The sequence below is a fragment of the Streptomyces sp. NPDC059895 genome (assembly GCF_042731035.1).
GTDB lineage: Bacteria > Actinomycetota > Actinomycetes > Streptomycetales > Streptomycetaceae > Streptomyces.
This window is the reverse complement of sequence record NZ_JBHWKO010000005.1, coordinates 91,078-116,912: the sequence shown is the minus strand read 5'-3', so window position 1 is coordinate 116,912 and position 25,835 is coordinate 91,078. Positions and strand designations below refer to the sequence as shown.

The 25,835-nt window shown below is 72.5% G+C and carries 23 protein-coding genes; 13 read left to right on the top strand and 10 right to left on the bottom strand.

What is annotated here, in order from left to right:
• Positions 1-165: 165 nt before the first annotated feature.
• Together ACFV9M_RS07990 and ACFV9M_RS07985 are read right to left on the bottom strand one after the other, a co-directional pair.
• On the bottom strand, positions 166-372 hold the full coding sequence (locus ACFV9M_RS07990; protein WP_385072712.1) for a DUF1918 domain-containing protein: 207 nt from the start codon (positions 370-372) through the stop codon (positions 166-168).
• A gap of 103 nt (positions 373-475) precedes the next feature.
• Positions 476-1,441, bottom strand: coding sequence for a DMT family transporter (locus tag ACFV9M_RS07985; protein WP_385072715.1), 966 nt, complete (start codon positions 1,439-1,441; stop codon positions 476-478).
• On the opposite strand from ACFV9M_RS07985, the gene ACFV9M_RS07980 reads away from it, so the two are divergent.
• Genes ACFV9M_RS07980 through ACFV9M_RS07970 form a run of 3 tightly spaced genes read left to right on the top strand, consistent with a single transcriptional unit; the run spans position 1,440 to position 4,040 of the window.
• Entirely contained in the window at positions 1,440-2,936 is a 1,497-nt protein-coding gene (locus ACFV9M_RS07980; RefSeq protein WP_385072718.1) for a PLP-dependent aminotransferase family protein, read from the top strand. The genes ACFV9M_RS07985 and ACFV9M_RS07980 overlap by 2 nt on opposite strands.
• A gap of 10 nt (positions 2,937-2,946) precedes the next feature.
• On the top strand, positions 2,947-3,387 hold the full coding sequence (locus tag ACFV9M_RS07975; RefSeq protein ID WP_385072721.1) for a GNAT family N-acetyltransferase: 441 nt from the start codon (positions 2,947-2,949) through the stop codon (positions 3,385-3,387).
• A gap of 59 nt (positions 3,388-3,446) precedes the next feature.
• Positions 3,447-4,040 (top strand): histidine phosphatase family protein, encoded by a 594-nt coding sequence (locus ACFV9M_RS07970; RefSeq protein ID WP_385072723.1) that lies wholly within the window; start codon positions 3,447-3,449, stop codon positions 4,038-4,040.
• Here the strand turns inward: ACFV9M_RS07970 and ACFV9M_RS07965 are convergent.
• Positions 4,022-4,465, bottom strand: coding sequence for a DUF6314 family protein (locus tag ACFV9M_RS07965; protein WP_385072726.1), 444 nt, complete (start codon positions 4,463-4,465; stop codon positions 4,022-4,024). The two genes, ACFV9M_RS07970 and ACFV9M_RS07965, sit on opposite strands and share 19 nt — an antisense overlap.
• Before the next feature lie 143 nt (positions 4,466-4,608).
• On the opposite strand from ACFV9M_RS07965, the gene ACFV9M_RS07960 reads away from it, so the two are divergent.
• The 6 genes from ACFV9M_RS07960 (at position 4,609) to ACFV9M_RS07935 (ending at position 12,513) form a co-directional block, all read left to right on the top strand.
• On the top strand, positions 4,609-7,095 hold the full coding sequence (locus tag ACFV9M_RS07960; protein WP_385072729.1) for an alpha-L-arabinofuranosidase C-terminal domain-containing protein: 2,487 nt from the start codon (positions 4,609-4,611) through the stop codon (positions 7,093-7,095).
• Positions 7,096-7,673: 578 nt separating this feature from the next.
• Positions 7,674-8,702: an N-acetyl-gamma-glutamyl-phosphate reductase gene (gene argC, locus ACFV9M_RS07955; protein ID WP_385072732.1), complete on the top strand. Its 1,029-nt coding sequence runs from the start codon at positions 7,674-7,676 to the stop codon at positions 8,700-8,702.
• A complete protein-coding gene (argJ, locus tag ACFV9M_RS07950) occupies positions 8,699-9,850 on the top strand; it encodes a bifunctional glutamate N-acetyltransferase/amino-acid acetyltransferase ArgJ (RefSeq protein WP_385072735.1) in 1,152 nt (383 codons plus the stop codon). The genes argC and argJ overlap by 4 nt, the downstream gene beginning before the upstream one ends.
• On the top strand, positions 9,847-10,764 hold the full coding sequence (gene argB / locus ACFV9M_RS07945; RefSeq protein WP_385072738.1) for an acetylglutamate kinase: 918 nt from the start codon (positions 9,847-9,849) through the stop codon (positions 10,762-10,764). The genes argJ and argB overlap by 4 nt, the downstream gene beginning before the upstream one ends.
• Positions 10,761-11,957: an acetylornithine transaminase gene (locus ACFV9M_RS07940; protein ID WP_385072740.1), complete on the top strand. Its 1,197-nt coding sequence runs from the start codon at positions 10,761-10,763 to the stop codon at positions 11,955-11,957. The genes argB and ACFV9M_RS07940 overlap by 4 nt, the downstream gene beginning before the upstream one ends.
• Positions 11,958-11,964: 7 nt before the next feature.
• Complete coding sequence (locus ACFV9M_RS07935; protein ID WP_385072742.1) at positions 11,965-12,513, top strand: arginine repressor; 549 nt, start codon at positions 11,965-11,967, stop codon at positions 12,511-12,513.
• Between the two features lie 236 nt (positions 12,514-12,749).
• Here ACFV9M_RS07935 and ACFV9M_RS07930 read toward each other — a convergent pair whose 3' ends face one another.
• The 6 genes from ACFV9M_RS07930 to ACFV9M_RS07905 all read right to left on the bottom strand — a co-directional run bounded on the left by ACFV9M_RS07930 (position 12,750) and on the right by ACFV9M_RS07905 (position 19,597).
• Complete coding sequence (locus tag ACFV9M_RS07930) at positions 12,750-13,487, bottom strand: FAD:protein FMN transferase (RefSeq protein ID WP_385072826.1); 738 nt, start codon at positions 13,485-13,487, stop codon at positions 12,750-12,752.
• 55 nt (positions 13,488-13,542) lie between these two features.
• Positions 13,543-14,658 carry an FMN-binding protein gene (locus ACFV9M_RS07925; RefSeq protein ID WP_385072745.1) on the bottom strand — a complete coding sequence of 372 codons (1,116 nt, stop codon included), beginning with the start codon at positions 14,656-14,658 and terminating at the stop codon, positions 13,543-13,545.
• 28 nt (positions 14,659-14,686) lie between these two features.
• Complete coding sequence (locus ACFV9M_RS07920; RefSeq protein ID WP_385072748.1) at positions 14,687-16,069, bottom strand: ferric reductase-like transmembrane domain-containing protein; 1,383 nt, start codon at positions 16,067-16,069, stop codon at positions 14,687-14,689.
• A 157-nt stretch (positions 16,070-16,226) separates the two neighbouring features.
• Entirely contained in the window at positions 16,227-17,912 is a 1,686-nt protein-coding gene (locus tag ACFV9M_RS07915; protein WP_385072751.1) for a heme peroxidase family protein, read from the bottom strand.
• A gap of 112 nt (positions 17,913-18,024) precedes the next feature.
• Positions 18,025-18,624: a pyridoxamine 5'-phosphate oxidase family protein gene (locus ACFV9M_RS07910; RefSeq protein WP_385072754.1), complete on the bottom strand. Its 600-nt coding sequence runs from the start codon at positions 18,622-18,624 to the stop codon at positions 18,025-18,027.
• Positions 18,625-18,745: 121 nt separating this feature from the next.
• The gene (locus tag ACFV9M_RS07905) at positions 18,746-19,597 is read right to left on the bottom strand and encodes a hypothetical protein (protein WP_385072756.1); all 852 of its coding nucleotides are present in this window, start codon (positions 19,595-19,597) and stop codon (positions 18,746-18,748) included.
• Positions 19,598-19,877: 280 nt separating this feature from the next.
• On the opposite strand from ACFV9M_RS07905, the gene argH reads away from it, so the two are divergent.
• The 4 genes from argH (at position 19,878) to ACFV9M_RS07885 (ending at position 24,692) form a co-directional block, all read left to right on the top strand.
• Complete coding sequence (argH, locus tag ACFV9M_RS07900) at positions 19,878-21,311, top strand: argininosuccinate lyase (RefSeq protein WP_385072759.1); 1,434 nt, start codon at positions 19,878-19,880, stop codon at positions 21,309-21,311.
• A 184-nt stretch (positions 21,312-21,495) separates the two neighbouring features.
• On the top strand, positions 21,496-22,467 hold the full coding sequence (locus tag ACFV9M_RS07895; RefSeq protein WP_385072762.1) for an aldo/keto reductase: 972 nt from the start codon (positions 21,496-21,498) through the stop codon (positions 22,465-22,467).
• A 93-nt stretch (positions 22,468-22,560) separates the two neighbouring features.
• Entirely contained in the window at positions 22,561-23,157 is a 597-nt protein-coding gene (locus tag ACFV9M_RS07890) for a TetR/AcrR family transcriptional regulator (protein WP_385072764.1), read from the top strand.
• A complete protein-coding gene (locus ACFV9M_RS07885; RefSeq protein WP_385072766.1) occupies positions 23,154-24,692 on the top strand; it encodes an MFS transporter in 1,539 nt (512 codons plus the stop codon). The genes ACFV9M_RS07890 and ACFV9M_RS07885 overlap by 4 nt, the downstream gene beginning before the upstream one ends.
• 127 nt (positions 24,693-24,819) lie before the next feature.
• Here the strand turns inward: ACFV9M_RS07885 and ACFV9M_RS07880 are convergent, their stop codons facing one another.
• On the bottom strand, positions 24,820-25,491 hold the full coding sequence (locus ACFV9M_RS07880) for a lysophospholipid acyltransferase family protein (RefSeq protein ID WP_385072829.1): 672 nt from the start codon (positions 25,489-25,491) through the stop codon (positions 24,820-24,822).
• Between the last annotated feature and the right edge of the window lie 344 nt (positions 25,492-25,835).

Genomic DNA, 25,835 nt, shown 5'->3' with positions numbered 1-25,835 from the left:
TCGGTCGACGGCAGGTACCCCGCCGGGCCCCGTGCGGGACTGCCGGCCGGCCCGGTCGAGGGCCGGGATCACCTGTGGGCCTACCGGCCGCTCGGTCGACGGCCGGTCTCCTGCGGGCCCACCGGCCGCTCGGTCCGCGGCCGGGGTCTTGTGGGGGGTGGGGGCCTACCGGCCGATCGACGGGCCGGTCTCCCGGTGGCGGATCTCGGTGTCGGGGCCGGGCGAGCACAGGCCCTCGTGCCCGTCCTCGAAACGGACGCGGTACGGGGGATTGCCCTCGTGGCCCAGGACTTCGACGATCTCGCCGACCTTGTCGTGTTGGCCGACCACCCTGCCGTGCTGGACAAGTTGGTCGCCCACGGTTGCACGCATCTCTGGGGCCTCCTCAGCGAGAGCGGGAGCAGCGGTCCGTGGCCTTGGTTCTGCGCGGGTTCTGCGGAGCGGAGCGTGGTGGAGAGCAGGCCGTGCGGCCCGCTCAGCCACGCGCCCGCTGGGTGACGGCGATGCAGACGAGCACCGCCGCGGCCGTCAGCGGGGCGGCCACTGTCAGGTGCTCGTCCAGCAGCAGCACCGACCACACCAGTGTGAGCAGGGGCTGGGCCAACTGCAACTGGCTGGCCTTGGGAATGCCGATGGCCGCCATGCCCCGGTACCAGACGACCAGGCCCAGGAACTGCGAGCCCGCCGCGACCCACAGCAACCCGGCCACGCTGTGCCCGGTGAGCGCGACCGGTTCGTGGGCGAGGGCCAGCACGGTGGCCGGCACGGACAGCGGCAGGCACAGCACCAGCGCCCAGGCGATGACCTGCCAGCCCGGCATGACCCGGGCCAGCCGGCCGCCCTCGGTGTAGCCGGCCGCGCACACCAGCAGCGCCCCGAACAGATACAGGTCGGCGCTGGTCAGGGCCCCGCCGCTCTGCTGCACCGTGAACGCGACCACGGCGCCGGCACCCGCCAGTGCCGCGATCCAGAAGGTGCGGGAGGGGCGGGAGCCGATGCGCAGGGCGGAGAACACGGCGGTGGTCAGGGGCAGCAGGCCGACCACGACCGCGGCATGCGCGGTGGTGGACGTCCGCAGGGCGAGCGTGGTGAGGAGCGGGAAGCCGACGACGACCCCGGCGGCCACCACGGCGATCCCCGGCCAGTGCCGCCGGGCGGGCAGCGGCACGCCCCGCGCCCGGCTCCGCCCGGGTACCGGCCTCCGTACGGCCAGCAGGCAGCCGCCCGCGATCAGCGCGGCCAGCACGCTGCGCACGGCGACCAGCGACCAGGGGCCGAATCCCTCCAGTCCCCAGGCGGTGGCCGGGAAGGTCAGGGAGAAGGCGACGACACCGAGCGCGGCCTGGAGGGTGCCGGCGGGCCCTGGCCGGCTCGGGGAGGCCGTCGGGGAGGTGGTGACTGCTACCGGGGATGGCGCAGTAGCGCTACTCTGTGTCTTCATGCACGAGCGTAGCAGTGTGGGTGAACTGGCGGAACGGCTGCGAAATGAGCTGGACCGCTACTCGCCAGGTGGAAAGCTCCCGTCGAGCCGTGCCCTCGTCGAACGGTTCCGGGTGAGCCCTGTGACCGTCTCGCGCGCCCTGGCGCAGCTCGCCGCCGAGGGGCTGGTGGTCACCCGGCCCGGCGCCGGCGCCTTCCGCGCCCGGCCCCGCACGCCCGCCGGGCCGGCCGGCGACATCTCCTGGCAGGAGGTCGCGCTGAGCGCCGACGGCGCCGCCGACCTCGTACCGCGCTCGGTGGACGCCTCGGGCGTCACCGTCTCGCTGGCCGCCCCGCCGCCCGGCGTGATCGAGTTCAACGGCGGCTATCTGCACCCCACCCTGCAACCGGAGCGGGCGATGTCCGCGGCGCTGGCCCGGGCCGGACGGCGCCCCGGCGCCTGGGGGCGGCCGCCGATCGAGGGGCTGCCGGAACTGCGCGAGTGGTTCGCGCGCTCCATCGGAGGTGCCGTCACCGCGGCCGAGGTGCTGGTCGCCGCGGGCGGCCAGACGGCCCTCACCACCGCACTGCGCGCCCTGGCCCCGCCCGGCGCGCCGGTGCTCGTGGAGTCGCCGACCTACCCCGGCATGCTGGCGATCGCCCGGTCGGCGGGGCTGCGGCCCGTCCCCGTGCCGGTCGACCCGGACGGGGTGAAACCGGCGCTGCTCGCGGACGCCTTCCGGGCCACCGGGGCCCGCCTCTTCGTCTGCCAGCCGCTGTTCCAGAACCCGACGGGCGCCGTCCTCGCCCCGGACCGGCGCGGCGAGGTGCTGCGCATCGCGCGCGAGGCGGGCGCCTTCGTCGTCGAGGACGACTTCGTCCGGCGGCTCGCGCACGAGGACGCCGGTCCGCTGCCGCGTCCGCTCGCCGCCGACGACCCCGACGGAGTCGTCGTCCACGTCGGCTCCCTCACCAAGGCGACCTCGCCCAGCTTCCGGGTCAGCGCCCTCGCCGCCCGCGGCCCGGTGCTGGAGCGGCTGCGCGCCATCCAGGTCGTCGACACCTTCTTCGTGCCGCGCCCGCTCCAGGAGGCCGCCCTCGAACTCGTCGGCTCGCCCGCCTGGCCGCGCCATCTGCGAACGATCGCCACCGAGTTGAAGGCGCGGCGCGACGCCATGACCCGGGAGCTCGCCCTCCACCTCCCCGAACTCGCCCTGCCGCACGTCCCGTCCGGCGGCTACCACCTCTGGCTGCGCCTGCCCGACGGCACCGGGGGCACCTCCCCGGCATGCGGCTCCGGGGTGGAGCCGGCGTTCACGGCGGCGGCCCTGCGCGCCGGCGTCGCCCTCGCCCCGGGCCGCCCGTACTTCAGCGCCGAACCCCCGGCCGCGCACGTGCGCCTGAGCTTCGCGGCGGTCGCCGGGACGGCGGAGATCGGCGAGGGGGTGCGGCGGCTGCGGCAGGCGTGGGACGAGGTGCTCGCGCAATCCGTTCGACAGGGGGCGCGCGGTCTGTGAGGGTCCCCCCATGACCGACACCGCGACCCTCGCCGAGGGCTACGAGATCTCCACCGACCCCGCCCGCATCGACGCCGGGAAGGTCCACCGCTGGCTGTCCACGGACGCGTACTGGGCCCTCGGACGTGCCCGGGAGAAGCAGGACCGGGCGATCGCCGGGTCGCTCAACTTCGGGGTGTACGACAGCGCGTCGGGGGAGCAGGTCGCCTATGCGCGCATCGTGACGGACCTGGCGACCTTCGCGTGGCTGTGCGACGTCTACGTGGATCCGGCCGTGCGCGGCAAGGGCATCGGGACCTCGCTCGTCGAGGCCGTCCGCGAGCACCTCCGGCCGCACGGCCTGCGCCGCATCCTGCTCGCCACGCACGACGCGCACGGAGTGTACGAGAAGGCCGGTTTCGCCAACCTGCCGGAGCCCGATCAGTACATGGCGCTGTTTTTCGAGAAGTAACGAGAAGTAATGCGCGAACACCCCTTGCCCTGCCCACGCGGTCGCCGGACCATCGCCGCATGGCAGTCCGGGTCACGTTCGTCGCCACCGCGCGCAGTTCCCCGCTGCTCGCGGACCGCTTCGAGGACGACCGGCCGCTGGACAGGGCGGGCTGGGACGCGGTGCAACGCGTGGTCGGCGACCTGCTGCCGCTCGCGGCGGCCGAACTGCGCTACTGCTCGCCGACCCCGCGCAGCCGCGCCACCGGGGACGCGCTCGGGTACGCCCCGCTCGTCCAGCTCGCCCTGCGCGACTGCGACATGGGCCGCTGGCGGGGACTGACCCTCGGTGAGGCGATGGCCCGGGAACCGGAGGCCGTGGACGCCTGGCTGGCCGATCCCCGGGCCACTCCGCACGGCGGTGAGTCGCTGCTGTCGTTCATCTCCCGGGTGGGCGGCTGGCTCGAGACCCGGCCGGTGGAGGACCGCTGCCGGATCGTCGCCGTGGCCGAGCCGAGCGTGATCCGGGCCGCCCTGGTGTACGCGCTCAAGGCGCCGCCGTCGTCGTACTGGAACATCGACGTCAGGCCGCTGTCGACGACCACCGTCAGCGGTCGGGGCGGGCGCTGGCACCTGCGCCTCGACGGGACGCCGGCTCAGGCCTCGCGCAGGTAGTCGGTGGTGAGCAGCAGCTCTTTGGCCGGTCCGCCCACGCGCCAGACCGTGCGCCAGCGGTCCGCGTCCCGGACGGTGAACTCGCCCCGGTAGAGATCGGCCGCGCACGGGTGGTCGGTGACGTGCCGTCCGCTCGTCAGGTCCAGGTCGTGGAAGGGCCGGCCGTCGGCGAACCGCACGTCCGCCGTGCCGGGGGCCGGACCGGGCAGGAAGCGCAGCGTCCGCTCGGCGGGCCGGGGGACGCCCCGCCAGGTGAAGGTGCCCGACTCGTGGTGCAGCAGCCCGCCCCCGTCGAGCGGGCCGAAGTCGGTCACGCCGGTGAACGTGCCCTCGTCGCCCCCCGCGAGATCCCGTACGGACCGCTCGACCCGCCACCGGCCGGCCAGGTGGGCCAGGACGTCGGGCACCGGCCAGAACTCGCCCATTGATTCCGTCCTCCGTCACGTCCGTTGCTGCGCGACCCATTGACGCGCTCCCGCCCCCTCCCTATCTTGCCGTTCGAAGTGCTGATCAATGTCCGAAATCTCGAACAACTGCGACGATGCCCCACCCGAGCCGCGGAGTATCCATGTCACGCAGCACCACCCGCACCCGCTGGAGAGCCGGTCTCGCCGTCACCGCCCTGCTGACGGCCGGAGCCCTCCTCCCCGCACCCGCGCACGCCGAGGACGTCACCGACTACGCGATCACCGTCGACCCCACCGCCCGGGGCGCGACGATCGACGACACGATGTACGGCGTCTTCTTCGAGGACATCAACCGGGCCGCCGACGGCGGGCTGTACGCCGAACTCGTGCAGAACCGGTCCTTCGAGTACTCCACCGTCGACAACCGCTCCTACACGCCCCTGACCTCCTGGACCGTCGACGGCACCGCGCAGACCCTGAACGACGGCGGCCGCCTCAACGAGCGCAACCGCACCTACCTCTCCCTGGCCGCCGGGACGTCGGTCACCAACGCCGGCTACAACACCGGCATCCCCCTGGCGCAGGGCGAGAAGTACGACTTCTCGGTGTGGGCCCGCGCCGAGGCCGGCACCTCGCTCACCGTCTCCCTCCAGGACGCCGACGGCACCCTGGCCACCGCCCGCAAGGTGGCCGCGAAGGGCGGCTGGGCCCAGTACAAGGCCACCCTCACCGCCACCCGCACCAGCACCGCCGGCCGCCTGACCGTCGCCTCCTCCGGCGCGGCGGCCCTCGACATGGTGTCGCTGTTCCCGCGCGACACCTACAAGCACCAGTCCAACGGCCTGCGCGCGGACCTCGCCGAGAAGATCGCCGCCCTGAAGCCGGGCTTCGTGCGCTTCCCCGGCGGCTGCCTGGTCAACACCGGCTCCATGCAGGACTACAGCGAGGCCTCCGACTGGCAGCGCGCCCGCTCCTACCAGTGGAAGGACACCATCGGCCCCGTCGAGGAGCGCGCCACCAACGCCAACTTCTGGGGCTACAACCAGAGCTACGGCCTCGGCTACTACGAGTACTTCCGCTTCGCCGAGGACATCGGCGCGATGCCGCTGCCCGTCGTGCCGGCCCTGGTGACCGGCTGCGGCCAGAACCAGGCCGTCGTCGACGACGCGCTGCTGAAGCGGCACATCCAGGACACCCTCGACCTCATCGAGTTCGCCAACGGACCCGTCACCTCGACCTGGGGCAAGAAGCGCGCCCGGATGGGCCACCCCAAGCCCTTCGGCCTCACCCACCTCGAGGTCGGCAACGAGGAGAACCTGCCCACGGCGTTCTTCGAGCGCTTCCAGCAGTTCCGCGCCGCCATCGAGGCCGAGTACCCGGACATCACCGTCGTCTCCAACTCCGGCCCCGACGACTCCGGCACCACCTTCGACACCGCCTGGCAGCTCAACCGCGACGCGGACGTCGACATGGTCGACGAGCACTACTACAACAGCCCGCAGTGGTTCCTCCAGAACAACGACCGCTACGACACCTACGACCGCAGCGGCCCGAAGGTCTTCCTCGGCGAGTACGCCTCCCTGGGCAACGCCTTCAAGAACGGCCTCGCCGAAGCGGCCTTCATGACCGGCCTGGAACGCAACGCCGACGTGGTGAAGCTGGCGTCCTACGCGCCGCTGCTGGCCAACGAGGACTACGTGCAGTGGAACCCGGACCTGATCTGGTTCAACAACCACGCCTCCTGGAACTCGGCCAACTACGAGGTCCAGAAGCTGTTCATGAACAACGTCGGCGACCGTGTCGTCCCCTCGACGGCCACCACCACCCCGTCCGTCAGCGGCCCCATCACCGGCGCCGTGGGCCTGTCGACCTGGGCGACCACGGCGGCGTACGACGACGTGAAGGTGACGGCCGCCGACGGCACCACCCTGCTGACCGACGACTTCTCCGGTGACGCCTCGCGGTGGACGCACACCGGCGGCGGCAGCTGGTCGCTCCAGGACGGGCGGTACGCGCAGACCGACGTGGCCGCCGAGAACACCATGGTCTCCGCCGGCGACACCGGCTGGCACGACTACGACCTGCACGTGAAGGCCACCAAGACGGCCGGCAAGGAGGGCTTCCTCGTCGCCTTCGGCGTGCGGGACACCGGCAACTACTACTGGTGGAACCTGGGCGGCTGGAACAACACCACCAGCGCCGTCGAGCAGGCCGTCGACGGCGGCAAGTCGACGCTCGTCTCCAAGGCCGGGACGATCGAGACCGGCCGGGCCTACGACATCGACATCAAGGTGCGGGGCCGCCAGGTCACCCTCTACCTCGACGGCCAGGAGTGGGGCGGCTTCACCGACGACAAGCCGGCCGAGCCGTTCCGCCAGGTCGTCACCGAGGACAAGAAGACCGGCGACCTGATCGTCAAGGTCGTCAACGCCCAGTCCGCGGACGCCCGCACGGCGATCGACCTCGGCGGCGCCGAGGTCGCCTCCAAGGCCCGGGTGACCACGCTGGCCGCCGCGCCGGACGCGGTCAACACGGAGACGGAGACCCCGGTCACACCGGTGACCTCCACCTTCACCGGGGTCGCCGACGAGTTCACGTACACCTTCCCGGCGAACTCGATCACCTTCCTGCGGATCAAGCAGAGGTGAGCCGGGCCCGCGGGAGGTAGGCCGGGATTCCCCGGGACACCTTCCGCCGGGCCGCGTGGACGCCCCCGCCGCGGGCGTCCACGCGCGGCGCGCCCGGGACGGAGAACGGCCGGCGCGGATGCCGGGCGGGTCCCGATGACCGCCGACCGGCCGGGACTCCCGTCAGCCGACCCCCCCGCCGGGGCGGCGCCTGCGGGGCGGCGGCCGGGCCGCCGAACGGCGGCAGCAGCGGTGGTCATGATGCCGGTCCCGTCGTGGTGCTCATCGGGCCGGTCCCGTCGTGGTGCTCATCGGGCCGGGCCCGTCGTGGTGCTCATCGGGCCGGTCCCGTCGTGGTGCTCATCGGGCCGGTCCCGTCGTGGTGCTCATCGGGCCGGTCCCGTCGTGGTGACAGAACACGCAGCCCGCCCGTTGGACAGATACATGCTGTCGGCACCAGCCTGGAAGACGTTCCCCATGCGGGGAGGTTACGCGGCCCAGCCGCCTGGGCACGGATCGCCCGGAGCGCACCGGCGCCTGAATAGATTGCATAAACGTGCAGCGAAACGTATAGTCATGCCATCCAAGAGGAGGAGTCCATGGCGGTACGTGCAGCAGTGGCCGGAGCGAGCGGGTACGCGGGCGGCGAAGTGCTGCGCCTGCTCCTGGCGCACCCCGAGGTCGAGATCGGCGCCCTGACCGGCGCCTCCAACGCGGGCCAGAAGCTGGGCGCGCTCCAGCCGCACCTGCTGCCCCTGGCCGACCGGGTGCTGGAGGCGACGACCGCCGAGGTCCTCGCCGGACACGACGTCGTCTTCCTCGCGCTCCCGCACGGACAGTCCGCCGCCGTCGCCGAACAGCTCGGCCCGGACGTCCTCGTCGTCGACATGGGCGCGGACTTCCGGCTGAAGGACCCGGCCGACTGGGAGCGGTTCTACGGCTCCGCCCACGCCGGCACCTGGCCCTACGGCCTCCCCGAACTGCCGGGCGGCCGCACCGCGCTGGAGGGGTCCAAGCGCATCGCGGTCCCCGGTTGCTACCCCACGGCCGTCTCCCTCGCCCTCTTCCCGGCGTACGCGGCCGGACTGGCCGAGACCGAGGCCGTGATCGTCGCCGCCTCCGGCACCTCCGGCGCGGGCAAGGCGCCCAAGCCGCACCTGCTGGGCAGCGAGGTCATGGGCTCCATGTCGCCGTACGGCGTCGGCGGCGGCCACCGGCACACGCCGGAGATGATCCAGAACCTCAGCGCGGCGGCCGGCGAGCGCGTCTCCGTCTCCTTCACGCCGACCCTCGCGCCGATGCCCCGCGGCATCCTCGCCACGTGCAGCGCGAAGGCGAAGGACGGCGTCACCGCCGACTCCGTCCGCGCCGCCTACGAGAAGGCCTTCGCCGACGAGCCCTTCGTCCACCTGCTCCCCGAGGGACAGTGGCCGGCCACCGCGTCCGTGTACGGCTCCAACGCCGTGCAGGTGCAGGTCGCGTACGACGAGGCCGCGGGACGCGTCATCGCGATCAGCGCCATCGACAACCTGACCAAGGGCACCGCGGGCGGTGCCGTCCAGAGCATGAACATCGCCCTGGGTCTCGACGAGACCACCGGCCTTTCCACGATCGGAGTCGCACCGTGAGTGTCACGGCAGCCAAGGGGTTCACGGCGGCGGGCATCGCCGCCGGGATCAAGGAGAACGGCAACCCGGACCTGGCCCTCGTGGTCAACACCGGGCCCCGCCGCGCCGCCGCGGGCGTCTTCACCTCCAACCGCGTCAAGGCCGCCCCGGTGCTGTGGTCGGAGCAGGTACTCAAGAGCGGCGAGCTCGCCGCCGTCGTCCTCAACTCCGGCGGCGCCAACGCCTGTACCGGGCCGAAGGGCTTCCAGGACACGCACGCCACCGCCGAGAAGGTGGCGGACGTGCTCGGCGTGGGCGCGGGCGAGGTCGCGGTCTGCTCCACCGGCCTGATCGGCGTCCTGCTCCCGATGGACAAGCTCCTGCCGGGCGTGGAGACCGCCGCCGCCCAGCTCTCCGAGCACGGCGGCGAGAAGGCCGCCATCGCCATCAAGACCACCGACACCGTCCACAAGACGTCCGTCGTCACCCGGGACGGCTGGACCGTCGGCGGCATGGCCAAGGGCGCGGGCATGCTCGCCCCGGGCCTCGCCACCATGCTCGTCGTCCTCACCACCGACGCCGACCTGGACGGCGCGACCCTGGACCGGGCACTGCGCGCCGCCACGAAGGTCACCTTCGACCGCGTCGACTCCGACGGCTGCATGTCCACCAACGACACCGTCCTGCTCCTCGCCTCCGGCGCCTCCGGGGTCACCCCGCAGGAGGCGGAGTTCGCCGAGGCCGTACGCGCCGTCTGCGACGACCTGGGACAGCAGCTGATCCGCGACGCCGAGGGCGCCGGCAAGGACATCAGGATCGAGGTCGTCAACGCCGCGAGCGAGGACGACGCCGTCGAGGTGGGCCGCTCCATCGCCCGCAACAACCTCCTCAAGTGCGCCATCCACGGCGAGGACCCCAACTGGGGCCGCGTGCTCTCCGCGATCGGCACCACCCGCGCCGCCTTCGAGCCCGACCGGCTCAACGTCGCCATCAACGGCGTCTGGGTGTGCAAGAACGGCGGCGTCGGCGAGGACCGCGAGAAGGTCGACATGCGCTACCGCGAGGTGCACATCGTCGCCGACCTCGCGGCGGGCTCCGAGACCGCCACGATCTGGACCAACGACCTGACCGCGGAATACGTCCACGAGAACAGCGCGTACTCGTCATGAGCACTACCCGCAAGCACACCGCCCTGCCCAAGGCCCAGATCCTCATCGAGGCGCTGCCCTGGCTGGTCCGCCACAACGGCAGGACCGTCGTCATCAAGTTCGGCGGCAACGCCATGGTCGACGAGGACCTGAAGGCCGCCTTCGCGCAGGACGTCGTCTTCCTGCACCACGCCGGCCTCAAGCCCGTCGTCGTGCACGGCGGCGGCCCGCAGATCAGCGCCGCCCTCGACAAGCACGGCATCGTCAGCGAGTTCAAGGCCGGCCTGCGCGTCACCACCGAGGACGCCATGGACGTCGTGCGCATGGTCCTCGCCGGACAGGTGCAGCGCGAACTGGTCGGGCTGCTCAACGAGCACGGCCCGCTCGCCGTCGGCCTCACCGGCGAGGACGCCCACACCATCACCGCCACCAAGCACCAGCCCGAGATCGACGGAGAACGGGTCGACATCGGACGGGTCGGCGAGATCACCTCGATCGACACGGGCGCCATCGAGGCCCTCATCGCCGACGGCCGCATCCCGGTCGTCTCCTCGATCGCCCGCTCCCAGGACGACGGACACGTCTACAACGTCAACGCCGACACGGCGGCCGCGGCACTCGCCGCCGCCCTGGGCGCCGAGACCCTCATGGTCCTCACCGACGTCGAGGGCCTCTACGAGGACTGGCCGAACTCCGACGAGGTGATCAGCCGCCTCACCGCTTCCCAACTGGAGAAGCTGCTGCCGGAGCTGTCCTCCGGCATGGTCCCGAAGATGGAGGGCTGCCTGCACGCCGTGCGCAACGGCGTCACCACCGCCCGCGTCATCGACGGACGGGTCCAGCACTCGATCCTGCTGGAGATCTTCACGGATGAAGGAATCGGCACGATGGTCGTGCCCGACGAGAAGCCGGCCGAACAGGGGGAGCCGTCATGAGCAACCAGGAACTGACCGCGCGGTGGCAGGGCGCGCTCATGGACAACTACGGAACCCCGCGGCTCCCGCTCGTGCGCGGTGAGGGCACCCGGGTGTGGGACGCCGACGGCAAGGAGTACCTCGACCTCGTCGGCGGCATCGCGGTCAACGCGCTCGGCCACGCCCACCCGGCCGTCGTGGAGGCCGTGAGCCGGCAGATCGCGTCGCTGGGCCACGTCTCCAACCTCTTCGTCGCCGAACCGCCCGTCGCCCTCGCCGAACGGCTGCTCCAGCACTTCGGCCGGGACGGCAGGGTCTACTTCTGCAACTCCGGCGCCGAGGCCAACGAGGGCGCCTTCAAGATCGGGCGGCTGACCGGCCGGACCCACATGGTCGCCACCCAGGGCGGCTTCCACGGCCGCACCATGGGCGCCCTCGCGCTCACCGGCCAGCCCGGCAAGCAGGACGGCTTCCATCCGCTGCCCGGCGACGTCACCCACGTCCCCTACGGCGACGCGCAGGCGCTGGCCGCCGCCGTGACCGAGGAGACCGCCCTCGTCGTCATCGAGCCGATCCAGGGCGAGAACGGCGTCGTGGTGCCGCCGGCCGGCTACCTCAAGGCCGCCCGGGCGATCACCGCGGCGACCGGCTCCCTGCTCGTGCTGGACGAGGTGCAGACCGGCATCGGCCGCACCGGGCACTGGTTCGAGTACCAGGCCCACGAGGGCGTCCTGCCGGACGTCGTGACGCTGGCGAAGGGCCTCGGCGGCGGGCTGCCGATCGGCGCCACCGTCGCCTTCGGCCGCGCCGCCGAGCTGCTCCGGCCCGGCCGGCACGGCACGACCTTCGGCGGCAACCCCGTCGCGTGCGCCGCCGGGATCGCCGTCCTCGACACCATCGCCGACGACGGCCTGCTGGAGAACGTCAAGCGGCAGAGCGAGAAGCTGCGCGACGGGATCGAGGGCCTGGGCCACCCGTTGATCGATCACGTCCGGGGCGCGGGCCTCCTCCTGGGTATCGTGCTCACCGAGCCGCTCGCGCCCCAGGTGCAGCAGGCGGCTCAGGAGGCCGGTCTCCTCGTGAACGCGCCCGCCCCCGACGTCATCCGGCTCATGCCGCCGCTGAACCTGCGGGACGACGAGGTGGACGCCTTCCTCGCAGCGCTGCCCGGCCTCCTCGACGCAGTGGGCGGGGACGGACGATCCGGGGAATGAGACGACGATGAGTCAGGCGCAGGACCACGACGAGCAGCCGGGGGCGAACGGGCCCGCCGTGCCGCAGACACGCACCGCCCGCCACCGCCGGATCGTCGACATCCTCAACCGGCAGGCCGTGCGCTCCCAGAGCCAGCTGGCGAAACTGCTCGCCGACGACGGGCTGAGCGTCACCCAGGCGACGCTCTCCCGGGACCTGGACGAGCTGAACGCGGTGAAGATCCGCAACACCGACGGCGACCTGATCTACGCGGTGCCCAGCGAGGGCGGTTTCCGTACGCCGCGCGCGCCGCTGGGGGAGTCGGCGAAGGAGGAGCGGATGCGGCGGCTCTCCCAGGAGCTGCTGATCTCGGCGGAGGCCTCGGCGAACCTCGTGGTCCTGCGCACCCCTCCGGGGGCGGCGCAGTTCCTCGCCTCGGCGATCGACCAGGCGGAGCTGCACGACATCCTGGGCACGATCGCGGGGGACGACACACTGCTGCTGATCAGCCGGGAGCCGACGGGGGGACAGGCCCTGGCCGACCACTTGCTCCGGTTGGCGCAGAACGGCCACTGAGTCGCCTGGTGACCGTGGTGCGCCGGCTGCGGGTGCCTGGTGACCGTGGTGCGCCGGCTGCGGGTGTGTGGGGCCCGGCGGTGCGCCGGCTGCGGGTGTGTGGGGCCCGGCGGTGCGCCGGCTGCGGGTGTGTGGGGGCTGGTCGCGCAGTTCCCCGCGCCCCCTTCGGGCCCGGTGAGCCGCGGGCAGTGGTGTCTCCCCCAGCGCCTCAGAGGTCCGGGGCCCCACCGCCCGGCTCACCCCAGCCGCCTCGCCAACCCCCCGGTGCAGCGCACCTCGTCGCCCGCCGTGATCAGCAGTGCCTCCACGTCCGGCAGCGACTCCAGCCAGGCCGCCCCCTCCCGCGACCCCATCGCGAACGCGGCCGTCGCCCAGCAGTCCGCCCAGGTCAGCTCGGGGGCGACGACCGTCACGGCGACGAGATCCGTCACCGCGGAGCGGCCCGTGCGGGGGTCGACGATGTGCGCCCCCCGCTCCGCCGTACCCGACGTGGCCACGGCCAGCTCGTCCGCGCCGGCCGCCGACACCACGGCCGCGAGCCCACCCGGCCGCAGGGGGTCCGAGACGCCCACCCGCCACGGCCGCTCCGGCCCGGGCACGCCCAGCAACTGCACATCGCCGCCGCCGTTGACGCTGACCCCGCTCACCCCGGCCCCGGCGACGATCCGGGCCGCCCGCTCGGCGGCCCACCCCTTCACGATCCCGGTCGGGTCGAGCGGGCCGTCGTAGCGCAGGCTGAACCAGCCCCCGCTCACCCGCTCCGCCTCGGCGCCCAGCTCCAGCACCTCGGCCACCTCGGGATCGCACTCCTCGACGCCCAGCTCCCCGCGCACCAGCCGGGAGACCTGGCTGTCCTCGCGGTAGGTGCTGAACACCTCGTCGACCCGGTGCAGCGAGGCGACCGCCGCCCGCAGCGCCGCCCGCACCGCCTCGGGTTCCCCGCCGCGGACGTCGAAGGAGAAGACCGTCCCCATGACCTCCTCCGCGTGACGCACCGCGGCGGGAGCCTGCGCCGACTCGGCCACCGCGTCAGCCACCGGCCCGGTCCAGCGCCGACTGCAGGGACTGCTGGTAGCCCGCGCTGGTGTACGTCGCCCCGGACACCGCGTCGATGTCCGCGCTGCCGGCCGCGACGGCCGCCTGGTTGAGCTCGGGCACTGCGGTCGCGGTGATCTGGTCGCTCCGGCCGCCCTTGGGCGCCTGCACCGCCTCCGCCTCGGTGATCTTCCCGCCCGCGACGGTGATGCGGACCTGCACCGCGCCGTACTGGGTCTGGGCCGCGTCCCCGGTGAAGGTGCCGGACGCCCGGGCGCTCCCGGACTCCTGCCCTCCCGACCCCGGCTCCTGCGACCCCGGCGACTGAGACTCCTGCGCCCCGGAGGCCTGTGACGACGACCCCGCGCTCGCGTTCGCCTTGTCGATCGCGGACTGGAGGGACTTCTGGTACCCGGTGCTGGTGTAGGTCGCCCCGGAGACCGTGTCGATGTCGGGGCTCTGCCCGGCGACCGTCGCCTCGTTGAGCTGCGGCACGGCGGTCGCGGTGATCCGGTCGCTCTGGCCGCCCTTGGGCGCCTGCACCGCCTCCGCCTTGGTGATCTCGTTCTTGCTGACGGTGATGCGGACCTGCACCGCGCCGTACTGGGTCTGCGCCGCGTCCCCGGTGAAGGTGCCCGAGACCTGGACGGTGCCGGAGCCCTGGGAGGCGCCCGCGCCCGCCTTCACCTTGTCCAGCGCCGACTGCAACGACTTCTTGTAGCCCTCGCTGGTGTACGTGGCCCCGGAGACGGAGTCGATGTCCGCGCTCTGCGCGGCGACCGCGGCCTGGTTGAGCTCGGGTACGGCGGTCGCGGTGATCTGGTCGCTCTGGCCGCCCTTGGGCGCCTGGACCGCCTCCGCCTGCGTGATCTTCCCGCCGGCGACGGTCAGCCGGACCTGCACGGCCCCGTACTGGGTCCGGGCCGCGTCACCGGTGACCGTGCCGGTTCCCGCGGCCTGGGCACCGCCCTGGACCGAGGACTGCGCGGGCGCCGTGCCCGCCGCCGAGGCCGGGTCCGACGACGGCTTCAGCGCCAGCAGCAGCACGATCCCGGACACGGTGGCGGCGCCGGCGAGCACGACGCGCCGGAAGGGGTGGCTCTTCCTCATCGCTTCCTGAGCTCCTGATTCCCGTCGCTCACATCTCGAACGACTCGTGATGGATGCGGCGGGCGGGGACCCCGGCGCCGCGCAAGGCCTCGTACACCGACTGCGCGAAACCGTTCGGCCCGCACATGAAGACGTCGTGGCGGTCGATGTCGGGGATCTTCCGTTGCAGCGACTCCGCCGAGATGTCGGGGCGCTCCCCGTCGGGGCTGTTGACCGCGTACATCAGCCGCGCCCCGCGCTCGTCGGCGATCTTCGCCAGCTCGTTCCACAGGGCCAGGTCCTGGGTGCTGTTGGCCCGGTAGAGGAGGGTGATGTCCCCGGCCGCGCCCGGCAGCGTCTCGAACAGCGCCCGCATCGGGGTGATCCCGACCCCGCCGGCCACCAGCAGCACCTTGCCGCGGCTGCGGCGGGACGCCGTCATCGCGCCGTACGGGCCCTCGGCCCACACCTTGGTGCCGGGCTTCAGCCCGCGCAGCGCCGCGCTGTGGTCGCCGATCGCCTTGACGGTGATCCGCAGCATCTCCGGGCGGGGCGCCGCCGACAGCGAGTACGGGTGGGAGCTGAACCGCATCCCCGGCGCCAGGAACCGCCACCGGAAGAACTGCCCGGCCTCCGCGCCCATCCGGTGCAGCCTGCGCCCGCCGATCAGCACCGACACGATCCCCGGCGTCTCCTCGACGACCGCCTCGACGTACAGGCGGTGACGCAGGTTCAGCCGGAGCGGGGTGAGGACGCGGTACCAGACGACCAGCGCGGTGACCGCCCCGTACAGGGCGTACCAGGCGGTCTTCGCGGCCGGCTGGACGGCGAAGTCGTTGCCCGTGGTGATCTGGTGCCAGAACGTCAGGAACACCGCGGCGTACGTCATCAGGTGGACGTGGTACCAGGTGTCGTAGGGCATCCGGCGGCGGACCGGGCCGATCGAGACCAGGCCGATGACCAGCAGCAGGCCGGTGCCGAGGGCGGCCTTGCCCATGTCGGGCAGCTGGTTCACGGAGTCGACGGTCTGCTGGACGATGTCGCCGAGCGACTTGCCGGCCTGGAGCGCGTAGCCCCACATGATGAGGAACACGTGCGCGAAGGTCAGGCAGAGGGTGTACCGGCCGGTCATCGCGTGCCAGCGGGCGACCCGGTCCGAGCCCACCCGCCGCTCCAGGGCCGGCACCCGGGCCATCTGGAGGACCACCAGTGCCATCAGATAGCCGGCGAGCAGACCGGTGATGCGTCCCGCGTTCAGGATCCGGCCGGTGTCGTCCGCGATGGACGGCGTGTTGTCCCACCACAGCCACAGCACGCCCGCGGCCCCCGCCCAGACGGCGATCAGCAGGGGGACGGCCGGGGAGCGGCGCGGGCGGATGCGGCGCATCGTCTGGCGGCGGGCGGCACGGCCGCCGGCGATCGTCGTGGTCACGGTTCCTCCGTGGGTACGGACCCTTGACCCACGAATACGTGCCGGTACCGCCAAGTGTTCAGCGGCCGTTCCCGGGTGTGCCGGACCGGGCGCCCGCCGACGGCGGAGCGGGCGGATCCGCCTCCGGGGGCGGATCCGCCCGCTCCGACATGTCAGCTCACGGGCCCAGCGGGTTGAGCAGGTCCGCCCGCCCCTCGAAGGCGTGCAGCAGCAGGTCGGTCATCTCGAAGACGTCCTTGGCGCTGCGCGCCGGGTCGGGGCTGAGGAAGGGGCGCCAGAAGGGGTCGCGCACGATGGAGTACCGGCTGCCCTCCATCGCCCGGTGGAAGACCTCGGCGACGATCCGCCCGCCGACGCCGGTCAGCCGCCCGCTGCCGTTCACCTCGGCCTCGCGCAGGACGTAGAACCACAGCGGGCAGTGGTCGACGAGCTTCGCCGTGAGGTCGGCGCCGAGCTGGGCCCCGGATCCGTTCGCGACGTCGGAGGCGAGCAGCGGCTTGACGCCGAGCGCCTTGGCCATCTGCTGGCCCGTGGCGAGGCGGAGCATGTTGCCACGGGTGAGGTTGCGGAAGGCCAGGTTGAGCTCGTTGGTGTCTCCCGGTGCGTTCGGCCGGCCCCCGAAGGAGCCCAGCGGCAGCTCGGCGAGTGGGTTGACCAGCAGTGTGTCGATCCTCTTCGCCACGTTGGACTTGGCCGCCGGCACACCCAGGTCAGGCCGGCCGCCGGCCGGGAAGTCGAACAGCCGCCGCAGGTCGGCGATCCAGTTGGTGGGCAGCCGCTCGAACCCGCCGGCCTCGGGGTCGTCGGGGTCGTCGGGCGGCGGGGAGAGGATGCCGCTGGTGCCGCTGAACTGGAACAGCAGGCGCAGGGTGCCGGCGCCGTCGTCGAAGATCCGGTTCCAGTTGTAGGCCCCGCGGACCATGCTGTGACCCATCCGGTAGGCGGCCACCGAGAACTCGATCGGCATCGTCGGGCGGTCGTGCTCGCCGGCCCGGGGCTCGAAGAACCTGCGCCCCTGGGTGAACACCTCGTCCACGAGGGCCGGTTCGACGATCCGGCCGAGGAAGTCGTGCCGCAGCATCCACTGGTAGTGCTTGACGACCGTCTCCCGGGCGGTCTCGAACAGCACCGCGCTCGAGACGCCCTTGTCGACGAGGTCGGCCACGACCCTGTTGTGGAAGCGGATGAACGCGGCGTGGATCTGGGCGACGGCCAGGTTCTCGTCGTTGCGCGGGTCCGGGATCAGCGGCCGGCGCCGCTCGGACCTCAGCGAGCCGACGCCCGCCCGGGGCAGGTCGAATCCGGTGAGGGGCAGGCCGACCAGGTGGTCCTCGCCGGGGCGGGGCAGGCCCTGGGTCGTGCCGGTCCGCAGGCGCAGCCCGTCGTCCTCGTAGAAGCGGCGGTCGACGGGGTGGTCCGGTCCGAGCCCGTAGAGGCTGTCCAGGTCCAGTGCCGGGGAGCGGCCCTGGAGGAGCTGGTCGACGGTGACGTCCTTGCCCAGGTGCACGGCGGTGGCGTCCAGGGTCAGGTCGTGGTCGACGAACTGGCCGAGGTAGGTGAAGCCGGCCGGGACCGCGGGGTTGTTGGAGTCGGGCTGGGGCCGGCCGGCGCCGGTCATCGCCTCGGCGAGCGCCACCCGGGCGTCGTGGTCGAGCAACTGCTCGGTCCGAGCCTGGGGGCCCAGACGGGAGAACTGGAACTTGCGCAGGGCCGCGAGGGCCGACGCCTTGACCGGTGTCACCGGCCCCTCGCTCCCGTCGTCGGTGAGCACACCCTCACCGACGACGAAGAACGACGAGCGGACATGGCGTTTGCTCTGCGGTTCGCGTGAGGATCGGAACATGATTCCCCCATGTGTTCCTGTCGGCGCGCATGATGGCGCCCACGCTAGGTGACCCGAGCACCGGATGGGAGAATTCCGTCAAATACCGCAGTGATCCTACATTTCTGTACATTCAGTCAATCTGCGTAAACCGGGCAGGCGGGAGGGGGAGGGGGACGCCCGGCAGTCCGTCGATGCTCGTGGCGATGTGCTCCTTTTTCTCGAAGTACGCGCTGAGCGAGGCGTCGTCCTCCCGGGCGAACCGCTTCCCGTGCAGCTCGCGGTCCTCGTCGTACGTCATGAAGGGCACCGCGTACCCGCAGGTGTCCCGCACGAGTTCGGCGTGCACGAGGATGACCGCGCGCAGACCGTGCGGCGTCGGGTCGATGTCAGGGAAGTGGGTGAGGAGCGGGCCGAAGCGCGGGTCGTCGCGGAAGACCGGCTCGCCGCGGCCGTGCACCCGCACGATGTTCGGCGGGCCCTGGAACGCGCACCACATCAGGGTGATCCGGCCGTTCTCGCGCAGATGCGCGACGGTCTCGGCGTTGGAGCCGGCGAAGTCGAGGTAGGCCACGGTGCGGTCGTCGACGACGGCGAACGACCCCTTCAGGCCCTTGGGGGAGAGGTTGACCGTGCCGTCGGCGGACAGGGGCGCGGTCGCGGTGAAGAACAGGGGCTGCTCCTCGATGAACGTACGGAGCCTGCCGTCTATGCGCTCATAGGTCTTTCCCATGTCCGGTGATTATCCGGGACTTTCCTCCGTTCGTCCGAGGAAATCTCCGGGGTGGTGGGCCCGAACGCCGCGACGGCCGCCCCGGCCGGCGCTCCACGGGGCGGCCGCCGCGCCTGTCACGTCACTGGTTCAACGTGCAGGCGGCCAGGGCGTCGAGGCCTTCGGGGCGGGCGGCGGTGCGGCCGATGGCGGTGGCGATGCGGTTGACGGTGGCGATGCGTTTGTCTTCGAGGGGGCCGAGGATGGCGTTCTGGACGAAGTTGGGGCCGCCTTGGCCGACGGTGTCGGCGAGGCGTTGGTTGGCTTCGGCGATCTGGGTGTCGAGCAGGGCGAGGTTGCGGTCGACCTCCGCTTCTGCGGTGGCGGGGACGGCGGGGAGCTGTGAGGCGACGTCCGGGCAGGTGATCGTGGAGACGTCGGTGCCGGTGTCGCCCGTCTCCCCGGCGTTCCCCGCGTCTTCCGCGTCGTCGGCTCCACCCGTCGACTCGGTCGCCGTGGCGCTCGGGGTGGCCGTGGTGCCGGTACCGGCCGTGTCGAGGGTGCACGGAGCCAGTGCGTCGAGGCCTTCGGGGCGGGCGGCGGTGCGGCCGATGGCGGTGGCGATGCGGTTGACGGTGGCGATGCGTTTGTCTTCGAGGGGGCCGAGGATGGCGTTCTGGACGAAGTTGGGGCCGCCTTGGCCGACGGTGTCGGCGAGGCGTTGGTTGGCTTCGGCGATCTGGGTGTCGAGCAGGGCGAGGTTGCGGTCGACCTCCGCCTGCGCGGTGGCGGGGACGGAGGGGAGCTGGGAGGCCACGTCCGGGCAGGTGATCGTGCCGGGGGAGGCGAGTGTCCTGGCGTCCGTGGCGCTCTTCCCGGACGACTCCCCGGCGAGGGCGGAGTTCACGACCACGGCGCCGGTCAGCGCCAGAGCGGCGGCGGCGCCGATGGCCGCCACACGACGCTTGTTGTACTTCGGAAGAGCCCTGGACATGCGGATGCCTCACTTGGGTCGGGGACGGGTGGACGGACCGGCGCCGGCGGGTTCAGCGGTGAGTACGGGTAAGCGGTTGCTGGTGTTCAAGGGGCCCGCGAAAAGTTCGCCGGGGGCGGCGGTGTCCGAGGAGACGGGCCCGAGCCGGAGCCTGATTGACGAATCATGCAGAGTTCTGCATACTCATGCATGGTGACGGCAGGTGGAACGGGGCACCGTCCGAGCGGATCCGGACACCATCCAGGCGGATCATCCACACCCCTTGCGAGGAGCAGCACAAGTGAGCAGCAACAGCGGTGACGTCCGGCTCTGGGGCGGCCGTTTCGCCGACGGTCCCGCCGAGGCCCTGGCCAAGCTGTCCGCGTCCGTCCACTTCGACTGGCGGCTCGCGCCGTACGACATCGCCGGTTCGCGCGCCCACGCGCGCGTGCTGCACAAGGCGGGCCTGCTCGCGGACGACGAGCTGACGGGCATGCTCGCGGGCCTGGACCGGCTCGAGGCGGACGTGGCGGACGGCTCCTTCACCGGCACCGTCGCCGACGAGGACGTGCACACCGCCCTGGAGCGCGGCCTCCTGGAGCGCCTCGGCCCCGACCTCGGCGGCAAGCTGCGCGCGGGACGGTCGAGGAACGACCAGGTCGCCACCCTCTTCCGGATGTACCTGCGGGACCACGCCCGGATCGTCGGCGGCCTGATCGCCGAGCTCCAGGACGCGCTGATCGGCCTGGCGGAGGCCCACCCCGACGTGGCGATGCCCGGCCGCACCCACCTCCAGCACGCCCAGCCGGTCCTCTTCGCCCACCACGTCCTCGCGCACGTGCAGTCCCTCTCCCGGGACGCCGAGCGGCTGCGCCAGTGGGACGAGCGCACGGCGGTCTCGCCGTACGGCTCCGGCGCGCTCGCGGGGTCGTCGCTCGGTCTCGACCCCCAGGCGGTCGCCCAGGACCTCGGCTTCGAGCACGGCAGCGTCGGCAACTCCATCGACGGCACGGCGTCCCGCGACTTCGTCGCCGAGTTCGCCTTCATCACCGCGATGATCGGGGTCAACCTCTCCCGGATCGCCGAGGAGATCATCATCTGGAACACGAAGGAGTTCTCCTTCGTCACCCTGCACGACGCGTTCTCCACCGGCTCGTCGATCATGCCGCAGAAGAAGAACCCGGACATCGCCGAGCTGGCGCGCGGCAAGTCGGGCCGTCTGATCGGCAACCTGACGGGCCTGCTGGCCACCCTGAAGGCGCTGCCGCTCGCGTACAACCGTGACCTCCAGGAGGACAAGGAGCCGGTCTTCGACTCCTGCGACCAGCTCGAGGTCCTCCTCCCCGCCTTCACCGGCATGATCGCCACGCTCACCGTCCACCGCGAGCGCATGGAGGAACTGGCCCCGGCCGGCTTCTCGCTCGCCACCGACATCGCCGAGTGGCTGGTCAAGCAGGGCGTGCCGTTCCGGGTGGCGCACGAGGTCGCCGGCGAGTGCGTGAAGGTCGCCGAGGCAGAGGGCAAGGAGCTCGACGAGCTCACCGACGAACAGTTCGCGAAGATCTCCGCCCACCTCACCCCCGAGGTGCGCTCCGTCCTCAACGTCCCCGGCGCCCTCGCCTCCCGCGACGGCCGCGGCGGTACCGCGCCCAGTGCGGTCGCGATCCAGCTGTCGGAGGTCAAGCGGAACGTAGCGGCCCAGCACGCATGGGCGACGGCGAAGAAGAAGAGCTGAGGCGAGCGCCCTGAAGGAGCGCGGGGACAGCGCCCTGGAGGGGCGCGGGGAACTGCGCGACGAGCCACGACGATCCCGCACTCGCCACAGCACCGCGGCGACCGCGGCGACGGGTCTCTCAGGCGAAGGTCATCGCGGGTTACGTTGGTCGAAGCCGTACCGGACCGACCGAACGGAGCCCGCGATGCCCTTCGCCCGCCTCGCCTCAGCGACGACCCCCACCTGCCACCTCGGACTGGGTCTCGCCGCCGTCGGCCGCCCCGGCTACATCAACCTCGGCCGGGACCGCGACCTCGGAGAGGACCGCAGCGTCGAGACGCTGCGCGCCCGCACCGGCGAACTCCTCGACGCGGCCTACGCCCAGGGCGTCCGCTACATCGACGTCGCCCGCTCCTACGGCCGTTCAGAGGAGTTCCTCGCAGACTGGCTCCGGGCCCGCCCCGACGTCGACGACGTAGTCGTCGGCAGCAAATGGGGCTACACCTACACCGCCGGCTGGACCACCGACGCCGAGCGGCACGAGGTCAAGGAGCACGGCCTCGCCACGTACGAGAGGCAGCGCGCCGAGACGGCCGGGCTGCTCGGCGACCGGCTCGACCTCTACCAGATCCACTCGCTGACCCCCGACAGCCCGGCCCTCACCGACAAGGAACTCCACGCGAAGCTGGCGGAGGCCGCGGCCGGTGGCCTCACCGTCGGCTTCTCCACCAGCGGCCCCGCCCAGGCCGACGCGATCCGCGCCGCCGTCGCGATCACGGTCGACGGCCACCCCCTCTTCCGTACCGTCCAGTCGACGTACAACGCGCTGGAGACCTCCGCGGGCCCCGCCCTCGCCGAGGCCCACGCGGCCGGACTGACGGTGATCGTCAAGGAGGGCATGGCCAACGGGCGTCTCGCGGAGCCGCACGCGCCGGACGCCCTGCGGGCCGTCGCGGCCGAGACCGGCCTGGGCTGCGACGCCGTCGCCCTCGCGCTGATCCTCGCGCAGCCGTGGGCCGGGGTCGTCCTCTCCGGCGCCGCGACCACCGCCCAGCTCGCCTCCAACCTGCACGCGGCCGTCGTCGACCTCGACGAGGAGCAGCGGGCGAGGCTCGGCACACTCGCCGAGGAACCGCAGGCCTACTGGGAGCGCCGCGGCCGGCTGCCCTGGCACTGAGCCGTCACCGGAAAACACCCCTCTGACACCACCCTCCTGAGACTCGCGCGCCATAGTGAGACATTGATGTCTCACATGGGCTACTCTCGTCTCATGGCTGTCGACCGAGACCATGTGCTGCGCAGCGCAGCCGCCCTGCTGACCCGCAAAGCCACCGCGACCATGGACGAGGTCGCCAAGGCCGCCGGGATCAGCCGCGCCACCCTGCACCGCCACTTCGCCGGGCGGGACGCGCTCGTGCGGGCACTGGAGGCGCTGGGCATCGCGGAGTGCGAGGCCGCGCTGGACGCGGCCCGGCTCGACGAGGGCCCGGCGGGCGACGCCGTCAGCCGCCTCGTCCGCGAGCTCGAACCCGCCGCCGGACTGCTGTCCTTCCTCTACACCGAGAACCAGCTCTTCGAGGGCGAAGGGCAGAACGAGGGCTGGGACCGGCTCGACGCGCGGATCGCCGCCCTGTTCCGGCGCGGCCAGCACAACGGCGAGTTCCGCATCGACCTCACACCGGCCTGGCTCACCGAGGCCCTCTACGGCCTCATCGCCTCCGGCGCCTGGGTCGTGCTGAGCGGCAAGGTCGCCGCCAAGGACTTCCACCACATGATCGTCGAACTGCTGCTCGGCGGCGCGCTGCGCCACCCCGCACCACAGCACCCCGCACCACAGCACCCCGCACCACGGAGAGAGGAACCATGACCAGCACCCTGCAGCCGGCCGCGACGACGGCGGAGGTGAGCCGTCCGGGCCGCTGGCTCGCGCTCTCCGTCCTCGTGCTCGCCGTGCTGCTGGTGGCCGTCGACGCGACCGTCCTCGGTCTCGCGACCCCCTACATCAGCGAGGACCTCCAGCCCACCGGCACCCAGCTCCTCTGGATCGGCGACGTCTACTCCTTCGTCATCGCGGGCCTGCTCGTCTCGATGGGCAGCCTGGGCGACCGCATCGGCCGCAAGCGGATCCTGCTCGGCGGTGCCACGGCGTTCGGCCTGATATCCGTCCTCAACGCCTACGCCGCGACACCGGAGACGATGATCGCGGCCCGGGCGCTGCTCGGTGTCGCCGGAGCGACCCTCATGCCCGCCACCCTCGCCCTGATCCGCAACCTCTTCCACGACCCGCGCGAGCGCAGCCTGGCCGTCGGCATCTGGGGCGCCACCGCCTCCGCCGGCACGGCCGTCGGCCCCATCGCGGGAGGCTTCCTGCTGGAGCACTTCTGGTGGGGCTCGGTCTTCCTGATCAACCTGCCCGTGATGGTCGTCCTGGTCCTCGTCGGCAGCAAGCTCCTGCCGGAGTCCAGGAACCCCGATCCCGGCCCCTGGGATCTGCCCAGCGTCGTCCTGTCGCTGGCCGGCGTCATCGGCGTGGTCTACGCGGTCAAGGAGGCCGCCACCCACGGCCCCACCTGGGACGCCCTCGCGGTCGGTGCGCTCGGTGCGGCGGCCCTCCACGGCTTCGTGCGCCGTCAGCTCACCCTGCCGGCCCCGCTGCTGGACGTGCGGCTGTTCCGCAACCGGGGCTTCAGCGGTGCCGTCCTGGCCGACCTGCTGACCGTGCTCGGACTGTCCGGCCTGGTCTTCTTCCTCTCCCAGTACCTGCAACTCGTCCAGGGGCGGGGCCCGTTGGAGGCGGGTCTGGCCGAACTGCCCGCGGCGATCGGCGCGGTGGCCGCGGGTCTGGTCGCGGGCCGGGCGGCGCGCCGGTTCTCGGTCCGCGCGGTGGTCTGCGGCGGTCTCGCGGCCGTGGGCCTGGCCCTGGCCGCGCTGACCGTCCTGGACCGGTCCACGGGCTACCCGCTGCTGGGAGGCGCCCTCCTGGTCGTCGGCCTGGGCGCCGGATTCTCCTTCACGGTGACCGCCGACGTGATCCTGTCCTCGGTCCCCAAGGAACAGGCGGGCGCGGCCTCCGCGGTGTCCGAGACGGCGTACGAACTGGGCGCCGCCCTCGGCATCGCCGCACTCGGCTCGATCGTGACGGGCGTGTACCGGGGCTTCACCGCACCGGCGGGCACCCCCGGCGCGGCCCACGAGTCACTGGGCGGCGCGGTGGAGGCGGCGACGGAGATGCCGGCGGCCGCGGCCCGGGAGATGCTGGCCTCGGCGCGCGGGGCGTTCGTCGACGGCCTCTCCGTCGCCGCAGGCCTCGGAGCGGTGGTCCTGCTGGTCACGGCGGTCGCGGCATGGTTCCTGCTGCGGAACGCACGGCTGGAGAACCCCCGGCTGGAGAACCGCCCCTGAAGGGGCCCGGGGCCCGGGCCCCTGTGCCGGATGGCACGCGGGCGCGGACGAACACCACGCGCCCGCACCCGCCGGAGACGGCCGGCCGAGGTGACGGTCAGCCGAGAAGGCGGCCGGCCGAGAAGGCCTACGCCGCCTTCGCCTTGGTCGCGTACATGTCCACGTACTCCTGCCCGGACAGCCGCATGACCTCCGTCATCACCGAGTCGGTCACCGCCCGCAGCACGTAGCGGTCACGGTCCATGCCCTCGTAGCGGGAGAACTCCATGGCCTCACCGAAGCGGACGGTGACCCGCCCCGGCCGGGGCATCCCGGCACCGCCCGGCTGGAGCTTGTCCGTGCCGATCATCGCGAAGGGGACGACGGGCGCCCCGGTCATCAGCGTCAGCCGGGCGATGCCCGTACGGCCGCGGTACAGACGTCCGTCGGGCGACCGGGTGCCCTCGGGGTAGATGCCGAAGACCCTGCCCTCCTCCAGCACCCGCCGGCCGGTCGTCAGCGCGGCCACCCCGCCGCGGCCGCCGTCCCGGTCCACCGGGATCATGCCGACGCCGGTGAAGAACCAGGCCATCAGCCGGCCCTTGAGGCCCTTGCCGGTGACGTACTCGTCCTTGCCGATGAAGAAGACCTGCCGGTCGCACACGAGCGGCAGGATCATCGAGTCGATGAAGGTGAGGTGGTTGCCGGCCAGGATGACGGGACCGTCCCCCGGGATGTGCTCCGCGCCTTCCACACGGGGGCGGAACATCAGGCGCATGATCGGTCCGAGCACTGCCTTGATGAGCGCGAAGCGGGACAACGAGCCCTCCGATGTCAAGGGATAGCGGTATGAGTCTGTGCAGGTGAGGACGATACTCGCGGCGCCCCTGGAACCGCACATCGGGTTCACCGAGGTCTTACGTACTGTTGACGTACGTTTACCTGAACGGACGCCCCGCCGCCGGTCCGTCACGCGGACGGACCGGTGTGACGGATGTCGCGGCCGAGGCGGTCCCGGACCGGCGCGGACCGTGGCGGCCCTCGCTCCACCGTCACCGGGCACGGCCGCCCGTCACCGGGCACGGCCGCCCGTCACCGGGCACGGCCGCCCGTCACCGGGCACGGCCGCCCGTCACCGGGCACGGCCGCCCGTCACCGGGCACG